Source organism: Peribacillus sp. Hz7 (genome assembly GCF_042136355.1).
GTDB classification, from domain to species: Bacteria; Bacillota; Bacilli; order Bacillales; family DSM-1321; genus Peribacillus; species Peribacillus asahii_A.
This window is the reverse complement of sequence record NZ_JBHHJV010000001.1, coordinates 217,207-230,347: the sequence shown is the minus strand read 5'-3', so window position 1 is coordinate 230,347 and position 13,141 is coordinate 217,207. Positions and strand designations below refer to the sequence as shown.

The following is a 13,141-nucleotide window of genomic DNA, read 5'->3' as shown; positions in this document are numbered from 1 at the left end:
GTTACTTTTTATGACAGATTAATAGTAAAACCTGCCGCTTCAACTGAGAAAAGAATTGTTCTCTAAATAACTATGTTATACACTCATTAATAATTTCGGTGTTTTTTCTGGTTTTCCAAGATAATATCCTTGAGCAAGCTCAATACCAATAGCACGACAAAATTCAAGCTCTTCTTTTCGCTCAACCCCTTCAGCAAGCGACGTAATCCCAAGATCTTTGGAGATATTAACCAGTTCGATTAATCCCTTTTGTTTCGTTACGTCTTCATCGCAATTCATAATATGTGCTCGATCAATCTTCACATAATCAGGAACAAGCTGCATCAGCACTTCTAATGTCGAATGACCGCTTCCGAAATCATCTAGCGCTACTTTAATCCCTTCCTGTTTATATGCACTAAAAATTGTTTTTAAATGATCTATATCTACGATTTCCTCTGTTTCAACAACCTCAAATACAATATCCTCTGGTCGTACATGATGGCGCTCAATATGTTGGATAATACTTTTTACACTGAACGCTGGATCATAAATGGTTGAAGGTAAGAAATTGATAAAGCTTTTAATTCCATGAGGTATAACACCCATTCGAGATTGGATGGCTGTTTGCCTTGCTTTCATATCTAATAGATAATGCAAACCTGTAGCTTGGGCAGCTTCAAACAACCGACCAGGTGAAACTCTAGCTAAAGGATCTCGTAGTAAAGCTTCAAAGGCAATGATTTCATTACTGCGCAACGAAACAATAGGCTGAAAGAAGCTGATAAATTCCGTCTGACGAATAATTTGAATCATGGCATGTTCTTTTATATTTTGTAATAATTGATGAAGCGAGTACATAATAGACGGCCGACATATTGCTTGAACTAAATTCCCTTCTATGTGATCGCATCTATCTAATTTTGAAAGGATTGTTTGTACTTGTTCCATCACTTCTTCTTTAGAACGATAAGGGAGATACAATCCGCCATTTGCCTTAATAGCTTCTGGATACATACTTTCTAAGTCATCTATCCCATGAAGAAATAGATATCCACACTCTCTAAAAACAAACATTAAGTCACATGAACTACAACACATCTTGTCCATTATAAAGGCCCCCGTATATAACTGCTCTATCTGTTATTAATTGTACATGCAGAAGCTTATAAAAACTACAAAAATCATGACTTTATGACTATTTTCTTACAAACAATTAACCATAATATGGCCCTCTCTATGATTTTAGACCCAAATAAATGAAAAAATCAATAGCATTTGTAATGAACGCCAACAAAAAATAGCTCATGCAAACTACTATGCATGAGCTTTAGATTAAACACTTATTTTATCCCACTCTTAATGGGCAGTAAGACTCCCACCTCAAGCGTATGAGGAAACAAAGAAAATAGTTGGGGAACAACTGCCCGTAAAGGTCCGATTGGTGAGATACAGTGAAAGCTTACCTTTGTGGTTTTCAAAGGTAAGCTTTCACCAATCAGGTTCGTACGGTCACTCGATTGAAGCGAAGCGGAGATCTTAGTGACCGTAGAACGTGACTAACCATCAGTGTGGGAGGAAGCCCCCCACTAATGGAAGTTTCACTTTATATCCATTGGATTATACAATTCTATATCTGGATTTTTATCATTGAACCAACGTAGGGCAAATTCATTTTCGAACAGGAACACATACTTCTCATACCGATCCTTCACAAGAATGCTTCGTGAGCTATGTAGATTTTCATCTACTTTATCCGCCTCTACCCAACGAGTCACTTTACTGCCGATTCGCTCCATCAAAACTTCGACGTTATATTCATTTCTCATCCGATGCTCAAATACTTCAAATTGAAGCTGTCCGACTGCACCTAATAAATATTCTTCCATTCGTACGGTCTTAAACAACTGAATAGCCCCTTCTTGAACAAGCTGATGAATGCCTTTATGAAAATGCTTTTGCTTCATGACATTTTTAGCCGTAACCCGAACAAATAGCTCTGGTGTAAATTGAGGCAAACGTTCAAACTGATACATATCTTTGCTCGTTGTAATCGTATCCCCAATTTGATAGTTCCCTGTATCATACAGCCCGATAATATCTCCGCTAACCGCTTCATTTACCGTATTTCGGTCATCAGCTAAAAATTGTGTAGAAGAAGACAGATTAATTGGTTTACCCGTACGACTTAAGTTTACACTCATGCCACGCTCAAATTTCCCAGAGCAAATACGTAAAAAGGCAATTCGATCTCGGTGCTTTGGATTCATATTCGCTTGAATTTTAAAGATAAAACCTGAGAAGTCTTGGCTTTCTGGATCCACTTCTCCACTCGTTGACATTCTCGCTTGCGGCTCTGGAGCAAACTGTAAATACGCATCTAAAAACGTTTGTACACCAAATGTCGTTAACGCACTTCCGAAGAACACAGGACTCAATGTACCATTGGCGATTTTCTCCTCTGAGAATTCATTTCCCGCTTCACTTAACAACATAATTTCCTCTAATGTTTGTTCATAAAGAGGAGATTCCTGTAATTCATGCTCGATTTCTAACTCGCCTTCTTCATTTAAAGGAAGGTAACGATTATTTTCATCTTCACTTTTAAATTGCTCAATCCGATTGTTAAAGCGATCGTAGATACCTACAAAATCTTTCCCCATCCCAATCGGCCAATTCATTGGATATGTTTCAATGCCTAGTACTTCTTCTAGCTCTGCGAGTAATTCCAGCGGTTCCTTTCCTTGACGGTCCATTTTGTTAATGAAGGTAAAAATCGGAATTCCGCGCATTCGGCAAACTTTAAATAGCTTCATCGTTTGGTCCTCAATCCCTTTTGCTGAATCGACAACCATGACTGCACTATCTACAGCCATCAATGTACGGTACGTATCTTCACTGAAATCTTGGTGACCAGGTGTGTCCAAGATGTTCACCCGAAAATCATTGTAATCAAATTGCATAACCGACGATGTAACGGAAATTCCACGCTGCTTTTCAATCTCCATCCAGTCACTTGTCGCATACTTTCCTGTTTTTCTTGCTTTAACAGTACCAGCGTCACGAATCGCACCACCGAATAATAGTAATTTTTCTGTTAATGTCGTTTTCCCGGCATCCGGGTGAGAAATAATAGCAAAGGTTCTTCTTGATTGAACCTGATCATGTAAAGTTGGCATAATTTTTTCCTTTCGTTCATCAAAGTTTTACATTTCATGTATAGTATGATGTTATATTTTATCTCTAATAAAGCCTTAAAATCGCAGAATAAACAATTGATTTTTAGGTTTTTATCTTGACTATGCACAATAGCCTGTTCAACCTTTCCATTTTAACATGAGCGAAAAAAAGATGTACACCTAAAATGCATTTTGCCAAAAAAAGAGTTTCAAATATCGACAAGCACATATTTTTCAATCCTGTATACAATAAAAGAAAAATTTCTTCTACTTATATATTAAAGTCTTACTTTTCAATAAATTGAAAATAAATGGAATTTTTTAGATATTATATCGTTTATTTGTTGTTATTTCGAATATTTTAGTTTATAATCCAATATAATAGGTTTTACCATTTAATCAAAAAATTCACATATTATCAAACATCTTCTGAAAGAGGAGTGAAGGTTTTTGCTAATGTGTGAATGCCTATTTTTCTACAATTAAGAAAAAAAGTGTCACCATTAATCTTTTGTTAATGTTTAGGAGGATTTATCGTATGACAGTATCAGGTAAAGTAAAATGGTTTAACAGCGAAAAAGGATTTGGATTTATCGAAGTGCCAGGCGAAAACGATGTATTCGTACACTTCTCTGCTATTCAAGGAGAAGGCTTCAAAACATTAGATGAAGGCCAAGAAGTTGAATTCGAAATCGAAGAAGGCAACCGCGGACCTCAAGCTAAAAACGTTGTAAAATTATAATTTAAATTAAACATTATATGAAACAAACACTTAAAGAGGGATACAGCTCTATATGAGCCGTATCCCTCTTCTTGCTTTATGCCGTTAATGCTCGTCTCAACTGCTTTCGAGCTCGATATAAGTTCACTTTTACCGTCGTCGGCTTCATATGCAAAACGTCCGCTATCTCGGTTTCCTTCAACCCGCCATTCACCTTCAATAATAATACTTCACGTTGCTTATCGGCCAATTTCATTACTTGCCTGCATAAATCTTCCTTTAAACAACTTAATTCCATTTCACATTCAACAATTGCATGGCAGCCCATTCCCTCGATTAATTCTTGTTGAAAGACCTGACAAATTCGCTTTTGTTTCCGGCAAAAATCAATCGCTGTTCTTGTCGCCACCGTCGATAACCAAGCACCAACCTTATCCATATCGACAATAGTATCTTTTTTATAATAAGCCTTAATAAACGTCTCCTGCGTAATATCATGAGCTAAATGAGGGCATTTAATAATCGCTAAAGCAAGGTAATAGAGCCGCTTATAAAACTTTTTGTAGTTGGAAGTAAAACTACATTTCTCCGATACTTTCCCCTTGCTCATTCTCTCTCCCCCTCATTGGTTAAAATGCTCTTTAATAAAAGCAGGTGCGTATTCATTCGATAGTCCCTTAATATCTATTTCACTGCTTTCTTTATAATAAACGGCAACAATATAGCTTCCACCTATGTTGGACACTAGCGTATTTAATACTGCTTCCTTTTGATTGCCATTTGTTATTTTTAATGCATTCTTATCTGGTACAAACCTCTCGTTATAGTAATCTACATGCGAATCATATGGCTGGACTAGCATATAATCGATTTCCTCTGGAAGAATCCGTACGTCATTGTCTTTCCCTGTTTTCTTCATCCATTCCGTAAAATGCTGCATAGAGGCTTTCCATGATAGATGAATAAAGCGATTTTTTTCCAACACAATCGAAATATCTGCATACTCACCAGTTGGATTTAGCATATCTTCATAGCTCTGATAGGAAAGATCCGTTTGTATCGCTTGAATCACTTCTGTAATTTCCTTTGAATCACGCAGCTCCATTGATTTATCCAAATAGCTATTAGCGGAAATAGAAATTCGATACACATCCTTTGGAGATGTCGTTAATAAGGAGTAAGCTTTTTTCTTATATTCCTCAGATTCATAGATGGTTTTTAAATAAGAAGAGAAAGCATTATAATTTTGTAAATAATATTCACGCACTACTTTTTTTCCATTCGTTAACTCGTACTTTAAAGAAATAGATTGGTAATGACGATCCGATGCTAACATTTCGCTCTTACCGTGCTCGAGAATTTGCTCATGTAAATTTCGTAACACCTTGATACTCCGCTCTTCTTTTAAGGCGACGTATGCACTATTCATCTCATCACTATAACTCCCTAGTTCCTTTCGGATATAGACTTTTTCAACCTGTGCTAAATCAGGAATATTCGTTTCAAAGCCCAGCGGATCAAGCTTGATTAAGCCGACACCTATACATACTGCTACCGCAAAGTATCCGAATCCTTTAAATGCGAGTTGAATTCGCCACGTTTTCTGCAGTACCATTTCTGCCACCACATAGCCAGTCAACGCACCGATTATCAAACCACCTAAAAGCCATCCTATACGTTCCGTCGTACCATGAAAGTACAAACTGCTTAATAGCATCGCACATGTTGTTAGCCCATATTTAAACACCGGTTTCATAATCGGAAAAACAAAAGCATGTGACACATACTCAAGCTTTCTTTTTTGATATAAAAGAAGTGAAACAAAAAACAAACTACTAGCTACAAGGAGGTATATATAAATATCGATTGAATGCAGCTTCTCTCTGCTTAAATCAGCCGCTTTAACGAGCGGTGATAATCGCCGAACAACCGAGTTCGTATAATAACTTTCCGAAAATCCAAATAATAAAAATTGAATATTAGCACCTAAGAGAATAACTAAACCAACAGGAAGAAGTAACGTAATATACGTTAATACAGCCTGCAAAGCCGATAATCCCGTAATCATCCCGATACAAACAGCGGCTGAAAAAATGAGCACTTCAATCGAAAAAGTGACAGCTGCCCATACTCCGATATCCTTTAACGTAAATAGCCCGCTTACATCTATCGTCCAATAAAAAACAAATAAAATAAATGCAGTTACTATAATCGGGACGAGTAGAAAAACAAGACCAGCAGCAAGATGATGACCATAAATTTGCTTTCTTGATATAGGCAAGCTATGAATAAAGTCAGACATTTGTTTCACTTGTAAAAAGCGAAACAAAAAGACAGCAACTAACACAGGAGTAACGACCATTAACGCATATTGAATCGTACTATGAATAGCAAATAAGTTTTTTACTTGTCCATAATAATCCGTTCGTTCTTCTACGATTGAGATAAAAAGCTCAAGCGGCAAAGCAAACAGTAACCCTAGTATAGATAGAATGGAAATCCAGCCGGAGCTTCTAAACATATACTTCCACAGTTCTTGATTAATCGAGGACGTTTTGGATGGCATACCCAACATCCCCCATTTCATAGATGAAAATTTCTTCTAACGTCAGCGGCAGCATATCGAAAATATCCGGTTGATACAAATGAAAATGATCCGCAATCGCTTCTTCATTTCCTTTTATAATACAAATCACGACGCTGCCTCGTTTTTCTTTATGTAAAATATGCAAGCCGCGATACAACCCGGTTGGAATTTTATCTTTAAAAGCAAATTGAACTTTATGTACATCGGCTTTCAAATCATCCAATTCTTTCTCAAGAATAATTCTCCCTTGATGTAAAATCGCCACATGATCCGCTAAATCTTCAATTTCACGTAAATTATGTGAAGAGATGATAATCGTCATTTCACGTTCCGCTACATCTTGAATCAAAAGCTGTCTAACATTTTGACGCATAACTGGATCTAACCCATCAAATGGTTCATCTAAAATTAACACATCGGGCATCGTTGATAACGCTAACCAAAAAGCGACTTGCCGTTGCATCCCTTTTGACAGACGATGGATTTTACTATGTATAGGAAGTTGGAACACTTCTTGCAATTGAGTAAAACGCTCTTCGTTCCAGTCACTGTACATCCGGCTATAAAAGTAAGCCATCTGTAAAATCGTATAATTAGAAAGAAAATAAGGTGTATCAGGGATAAACACACATCGATTCTTTAATCGTTTGTTTTCAAACACAGGCTGCTGATCAATCTGAATATCTCCTGCATCCTGCTCCAGAATACCCGCTAGCATTTTTAAAAGCGTTGTTTTTCCAGCCCCGTTTGAGCCAAGCAATCCAAAAATTGACCCTGTTGCAATCGCTATATTTAAGTCATGAACCGCTTCCTTCTTTTCATACAACTTCGTCACTTGTTTACATTCAATCATGATGATCCCCCCTTATTCCAGCCCGTGTTTGTTCAATAATTTGATAAATTTCTTCGATATCGATCCCTAAATAAAGAGCCTCGCTCACAATCTTAGCAAGCTCTGCCTTAAGCTTCTGTTCCTTTGCTGTATCTCTCACCCTATTCGCTGGTGAAACAAAGCTTCCCTTCCCCGGAAGCGTATAAATGAACCCTTCCATTTCCAACTGTCTAAATGCTTTTTGAATCGTATTGGGATTGATTGTTAATTGTTGAGCTAACGTTCTAACTGAAGGCAACCGTTCATTTTCCTTCAGAACTTCTGTGATGATTAGCTCTTTTAACTTATCCATCAACTGTTCGTAAATTGGCTTTCTGCTGCGAACATCTAACTCGAACATCATCCCCCTCCTCACTGTACCAAGTGTACTACTTAACATAGTACACCTTGATTATAAACAGCCTTTTCCAGTAAATCAACCTCCTTTTATGGAAACAGCTGTTAAAAAACTATCCTTAAACATCAAAAAAGCAATCTGCCCCTAGATAAGACGCAGATTGCTTTTTTAATTTAGTAACATTGAAAAGAACGAATTTCATTGGCGTCAATACCGAAGTACACCCAGCGTTGACTACTTTCTCTCCAGCGATATCCTGCAACAGAATTTCTGCCAACATATGTCGGATAAAACCAAAACGAGCGTCTATTCCTCAGCCAGACATACGTATATCGGTACAAACAACCACGCATAGAAGGAGCATCTATAGCCTGCGTTGACACTTGTGAAAGCTGCGGCACAAATGCAGGCGGAGGAGCTGTTGGCGGTCCGCCGCCTTGTGCAGGACTACCATATTGGCCGCCTCCGTATGGTGGAGGGCCTGATGGTGGCGGTGGTGGACCATATCCTCCTTGGGGCGGTCGCGGTGGTGGGTTTGGCGGACGGAATGAATCCTCTGCTATAGGTTGATTATATGGATTATACTCATACGATGTTGATGGATACATATAAAACTCTTGCCCATAATATGGATTATATGGATACATTTCTTTCACCTCATTATTCAACTTCCTTTTATCCATATGTATTTCCCTACATATAGTGCCTGCCTTCATTCATTCATCAGCGAAAGTTAGATATTTACATACATTTGACTACTTCCAGACAATTCGTTATAGTACCTCTATAACATGTAATCGAAAAATGAGGGATTCCTATGCTGGAACTATTAATAGGATTTGATTATCAAACGATTCAGCAGGCTTTATGGGCCGGCTATATTATGACATTAGTCTTTCCTCTTGCTGCTGTTTATTTTTTAAATACACAGAGCACAAAATTAAATCATAAACATCAAGCTTTGATTCAAGCCAAACATGCTCGAATCCCGATTAATTTTGATAAATATTTTGACTACCGTATGTTGCAAGGCTTTTTTACAAAAGTTCGGCAAAGAAGTGCACCGGATGATTCAGATAAAACAAACCTCCTTCACCTTGTTTAATAAAAAACAATTTGAGGAGGAAAACAATTGAAAAAAATTATGGTAGCTGTAATCTTTACATCACTGCTTTCAGGATGCTCACTCACTGACAATAATGCTGGAATGTTTCATACATTCTTAGTGAATCCAATCATATCTCTTTTAGATTTTAACGCGACTTTATTTCATGGTAACTACGGGTGGAGCATTGTGCTCATGACGGTAATCATTCGTCTCTTAATTATGCCGCTTACCGCGAAACAGTATAAAACACAACAGGCGATGAAAAGTAAGATGGACGCCCTAAAACCTGAGATGACGACGCTTCAAGAGAAGATAAAATCAACAACAGATGCTACAAAAAAAGCAGAACTACAACGAGAAATGATGCAGCTCTATCAAAAACACGGCGTAAATCCTTTAAATATGGGATGCTTGCCGATGCTTATTCAAATGCCGATTCTAATGGGCGTTTATTACGCGATTAAAAGCTCTCACGAAATCGCGACACATAGCTTTCTTTGGTTTAACCTTGGTCAAGCTAATATTGTTATGGCGCTTATTGCGGGGGTTATTTATTACTTGCAATTCAAATTTTCTTTACATCAAATGCCTACAGAACAGCAGCAACAAATGAAATTCATGGGACTGCTTTCTCCCATTATGATTCTATTTATTTCATTCTCTGCTCCGGCCGCACTCCCTCTATACTGGTCAGTCGGCGGACTTTTCTTAATTGGGCAATCTATGTTGTTCAATCGAATCTATAAAAAACAGCCTGCAAACCAATCAACTGAAACAACATTGGAAAAAAGCTAAATAATGTAAAAAAGATGATTCCTATATGGAGTCATCTTTTTTACATTCCATTAATAACTTCCCTCAATCAAAAAAAGGAATAGCTCCTTCGCTATTCCAACATATTTCCCGTTCTTTTCTCAATCCATCCATTGCACGTCCATCAAGACATGAACTATTAGAAACAAAACTTATTACACCCTTTTCCTTTATCCTTTCACTTAACCATTTAAATGCTAGAATATAAGATTTAGGGCTTAGCTTATACCATTGCGTAAAACTTTTTCGGCACCTTTACCACCGAATTTGATTTTACGATAATAAACGTAGTTAACTTTATTTCAAAACTAGATATCATTAGTCACTTCTTGTAAAAAAGAAGCTTGTTTGGATGTAAAGAACCTATTAAAATTATTGCGCCGCACGCATAAAAGACACCAGCAATCCCAAATACAGGGGACAATGATCCCAATGAAAGGGGACCTACAACTTGGGTCAATTTATTAAATGTTAAACGAAGACCCAGTCCTTCTGCTACACGCTCTTTAGGCAAAGCAATAATTGTTGCAAATATAGACAATGGCTGACAAATTCCAGTACAAAAGCCGAGAATGATTGATAAAATGCTCAGCCAGAGTATATGATTGGACAATGGATTCAACATGTACATGATACCAGAAACAAAGATTGAAATAGTAATGATTACATCACGATCTACACGCTTGGAAACCCATGGCAAAAAGCTTCGGATAAACATTCCTGCTCCCGCATTCAGCGCAATGATCCCGCCAATCGCTGAAGGGGATAAACCATTTTCTGCAGCAAACAAAGGAAAAAAGGCAATATACGTATCTTTTGCTAACAGCCCGACTGAACTGACCAGCACTGCTCTTTTTAAATCAGGAATGCGAAGTAACTGAAATGAGTTCTTTTCATTCTTTTTCTCTTGTATCGACATCGCTTTTTTCTCTGAAAAGAATAAAGACAATAGCAGTGGTCCGGCTAACACAAAACTTAATGTTAAAAAAGCGGTACTATATCCTATTAAGTCGGTTAAAAAACCAGAAAAGAGTGGACCGAAAAAACTGCCCGCAGCTACAGCAATACTAAATACGGAAATATAATATTCACGCAATTTACTCTTTGGAAATTGACCAGAATATGCTTGCATCGACAAGACGAATACGAGTTGAGCGAAACCCGAAAAGATTTGTGAAATATACACTCCTACTAAATTATGAAATATGCTTAAAATAAGCATCGATAAAATGCCGAATATAATACTTGCAATCAGTGGTCCTTTAACTCCAATCCGGTCAATCATTCTTCCTGATTGAATAGATAAGAATAATGGAAAAAAAGAAAATAATGCAACAATGAGTCCAATTTCAGCATGACTTGCACCAAGTTCATCTGCATACAAAGGAAGAAGCGGTCTGCTTCCGGCAATGCTAACCATAAACAACGTCGTAGATATAAAAACGAGATTTTTATTTATTTTTCTCCTTTTTGTCACATAAGCACACCCATTCCTTTTGATCATACTGGAAAAGGAAAAGCAGACGACTCCTGAGGAATTCGTCTGCCTATTTTATCATGACGAACAAGTTCTAATTCTTCACTGAATTCATCTCTTGAACTACATATTTTAATTTTCTCTTTTTAAAAGTGAAGTCTTTTGATAAATCGTGATAAATTGATCTAACTTCTGACTGCAACATATAGTGTCAGGGCTATTTAATCCAGTTTTTTCTGCAATTCCGATTAACTCTTTTCTCAATTGATAGATTTTATTTTCTAATTTATGAGTCTTCATTAAAGTCATTATGGTTTCATCACCTATTCTATAAACCACCTTGAGATTTCCTTCGCTACTATTGTGCTTTTTCTTTCTATCCGGTCAAACATCACACTCGTTACCATCGCTTCTGTGATAATTTCCCCTTCTTCATTAATAATGTTTTGTTCAAGTACAAAGCTCGTGCTTCCCAACCGAGCAGTACAGGTTTTAATCCATAAGCGTTCCCCTAATCTTGCTTCTTTACGAAATAAAACATCCAACTTTAATACTGCGGTTCCTAAGTCTTTTTTTTCCAAATCTTGTTTTGAAGCTCCTGCTTCTTGGTACCAATGTTTTCGGCCCTTTTCTAGATAGGAAACATATACGCAATTATTGACATGATCCATACTATCTATGTCTTCTTCTTCTACGATCCATTCTATTATCGTCTCCATGCAGCACCGACTTTCTAAATAAGATAGACTTTGTGGTTTATCTTATACCATTACGTAACAGATCACGAGCGATAGTCCAGCGATGGACTTCCGAAGCCCCCTCCAGGATACGGATGACACGTATATATCGATACATAAATTCAAGCGGCATTTCTTTGGCTAAGCCCATTCCTCCATGCATTTGAATGGCTTGATCAGCTACTCTTTGAGCCATTTCAGTACCAAATACTTTTAACATAGCTGCTTCACGACGGATGTCCTTGGCCCCTTGATCCATCTTCCATGCAGCATGATATGCCATAAGACGTGTTGCATGAATATCAGTTGCTGCATCTGCAATCCACCATTGAATGGACTGACGATCAGCTAAGTATTGACCAAATGTTTTCCTTTGATTCGCATATTCTATCATCATCTCTAGTAATCGCTCTGACATTCCAACTGAACGCTGGGCAAGCTCTAAACGCCGAACACCTAGACGATTCGCCATAGGAACAAAACCTTGTCCAACTTCACCCAAAACTTGACTTTCACCTAATTCTACATCTTCATAAATAAGTTCATATGGATGTTGATAACTAATAGTTGGTATACCTTTAGAAATCGTTAATCCTGGTGTGTTTTTATCTACTAAAAAAGCTGTGATTCCCCCTCGCTGTCTCTTTTCTGGATCCGTAACGGCCATCGTTATAATAAAATCTGCCTTATCGGCATGACTAATCCAAATTTTTGTGCCATTTAATACCCACTTGTCTCCTTTTTTCACAGCGGTTGTTTGCATAGCGCCAATATCGGAGCCTGCATTTGGTTCACTAATTGCGATAGCCGATCTCTTTTCTCCTCGAATGTACGGTAATAGATAACGCTCTTTTTGTTGCTCCGTACAACAAGCAGCTAAAAAGTGGGCATTCGGTGCATCTGGAGGTAAAGTAAAAGGAACTATGGTTTTAGATAACTCCTCCATCACAACAGCCTTAGCTAAAAACCCTAAATTTGTCCCACCATATTCCTCTGGAATATCTAATCCCCATAATCCCAATTCCTTTGTTTTCCTAAGCAAATTTTCCTCTATCTCAGGAGGAAGTAACGGCGAATTGTCTAAACCTCGATTAGCTTCGTTTTCTATTACTAAATGTTCTAATGGCATTAATTCTTTTTTTACAAAGTTACGAACTAACTTCTGTAGCATTTCTATTTCATCAGGTAATGTAAAATCCATTTCCTCTCACTCCTTATTTATATGATTAAAGTATATAAACTACTAAAATATTACGTTAATAGAAAAATTGTCTTTATCTGAGAACAATCAAACCTTAACTTGTTATTTGA

General features: G+C 37.3%; 14 protein-coding genes. 3 read left to right on the top strand and 11 right to left on the bottom strand.

What is annotated here, in order from left to right:
* Positions 1 to 75: 75 nt before the first annotated feature.
* Both ACE199_RS01095 and ACE199_RS01090 read right to left on the bottom strand, forming a co-directional pair.
* Positions 76 to 1,089 carry an EAL domain-containing protein gene (locus tag ACE199_RS01095; protein ID WP_375348254.1) on the bottom strand — a complete coding sequence of 338 codons (1,014 nt, stop codon included), beginning with the start codon at positions 1,087 to 1,089 and terminating at the stop codon, positions 76 to 78.
* Between the two features lie 491 nt (positions 1,090 to 1,580).
* Positions 1,581 to 3,158 carry a peptide chain release factor 3 gene (locus tag ACE199_RS01090; protein ID WP_252293961.1) on the bottom strand — a complete coding sequence of 526 codons (1,578 nt, stop codon included), beginning with the start codon at positions 3,156 to 3,158 and terminating at the stop codon, positions 1,581 to 1,583.
* Positions 3,159 to 3,696: 538 nt separating this feature from the next.
* Between ACE199_RS01090 and ACE199_RS01085 the strand changes: the two genes are divergently transcribed.
* Positions 3,697 to 3,900 (top strand): cold-shock protein, encoded by a 204-nt coding sequence (locus ACE199_RS01085; RefSeq protein ID WP_119116098.1) that lies wholly within the window; start codon positions 3,697 to 3,699, stop codon positions 3,898 to 3,900.
* A gap of 76 nt (positions 3,901 to 3,976) precedes the next feature.
* Here ACE199_RS01085 and ACE199_RS01080 read toward each other — a convergent pair whose 3' ends face one another.
* The 5 genes from ACE199_RS01080 to ACE199_RS01060 form a co-directional block, all read right to left on the bottom strand.
* The gene (locus ACE199_RS01080; RefSeq protein WP_375348251.1) at positions 3,977 to 4,489 is read right to left on the bottom strand and encodes an RNA polymerase sigma factor; all 513 of its coding nucleotides are present in this window, start codon (positions 4,487 to 4,489) and stop codon (positions 3,977 to 3,979) included.
* Between the two features lie 12 nt (positions 4,490 to 4,501).
* Entirely contained in the window at positions 4,502 to 6,445 is a 1,944-nt protein-coding gene (locus tag ACE199_RS01075; protein ID WP_375348250.1) for a DUF6449 domain-containing protein, read from the bottom strand.
* Positions 6,420 to 7,319: an ABC transporter ATP-binding protein gene (locus tag ACE199_RS01070; RefSeq protein ID WP_375348249.1), complete on the bottom strand. Its 900-nt coding sequence runs from the start codon at positions 7,317 to 7,319 to the stop codon at positions 6,420 to 6,422. The genes ACE199_RS01075 and ACE199_RS01070 overlap by 26 nt, the downstream gene beginning before the upstream one ends.
* The gene (locus ACE199_RS01065; RefSeq protein WP_375348248.1) at positions 7,312 to 7,698 is read right to left on the bottom strand and encodes a GntR family transcriptional regulator; all 387 of its coding nucleotides are present in this window, start codon (positions 7,696 to 7,698) and stop codon (positions 7,312 to 7,314) included. The genes ACE199_RS01070 and ACE199_RS01065 overlap by 8 nt, the downstream gene beginning before the upstream one ends.
* A 170-nt stretch (positions 7,699 to 7,868) precedes the next feature.
* Positions 7,869 to 8,378: a transporter gene (locus tag ACE199_RS01060; protein ID WP_375348247.1), complete on the bottom strand. Its 510-nt coding sequence runs from the start codon at positions 8,376 to 8,378 to the stop codon at positions 7,869 to 7,871.
* A gap of 134 nt (positions 8,379 to 8,512) precedes the next feature.
* Here ACE199_RS01060 and ACE199_RS01055 point away from each other — a divergent pair, with 134 nt between their 5' ends.
* Positions 8,513 to 8,800: a hypothetical protein gene (locus ACE199_RS01055; RefSeq protein WP_375348246.1), complete on the top strand. Its 288-nt coding sequence runs from the start codon at positions 8,513 to 8,515 to the stop codon at positions 8,798 to 8,800.
* A gap of 39 nt (positions 8,801 to 8,839) precedes the next feature.
* Positions 8,840 to 9,598, top strand: a complete 759-nt coding sequence (gene yidC / locus ACE199_RS01050) for a membrane protein insertase YidC (RefSeq protein ID WP_252295410.1) — start codon at positions 8,840 to 8,842, stop codon at positions 9,596 to 9,598.
* Between the two features lie 340 nt (positions 9,599 to 9,938).
* Here the strand turns inward: yidC and ACE199_RS01045 are convergent, their stop codons facing one another.
* The 4 genes from ACE199_RS01045 to ACE199_RS01030 form a co-directional block, all read right to left on the bottom strand.
* Positions 9,939 to 11,093 carry an MFS transporter gene (locus ACE199_RS01045; RefSeq protein WP_375348245.1) on the bottom strand — a complete coding sequence of 385 codons (1,155 nt, stop codon included), beginning with the start codon at positions 11,091 to 11,093 and terminating at the stop codon, positions 9,939 to 9,941.
* A gap of 132 nt (positions 11,094 to 11,225) precedes the next feature.
* Entirely contained in the window at positions 11,226 to 11,402 is a 177-nt protein-coding gene (locus ACE199_RS01040; RefSeq protein WP_375348244.1) for a Spo0E family sporulation regulatory protein-aspartic acid phosphatase, read from the bottom strand.
* A gap of 14 nt (positions 11,403 to 11,416) precedes the next feature.
* Complete coding sequence (locus ACE199_RS01035) at positions 11,417 to 11,812, bottom strand: acyl-CoA thioesterase (RefSeq protein ID WP_375348243.1); 396 nt, start codon at positions 11,810 to 11,812, stop codon at positions 11,417 to 11,419.
* Positions 11,813 to 11,849: 37 nt separating this feature from the next.
* Positions 11,850 to 13,031 (bottom strand): acyl-CoA dehydrogenase family protein, encoded by a 1,182-nt coding sequence (locus ACE199_RS01030; RefSeq protein ID WP_375348242.1) that lies wholly within the window; start codon positions 13,029 to 13,031, stop codon positions 11,850 to 11,852.
* Positions 13,032 to 13,141 lie beyond the last annotated feature (110 nt).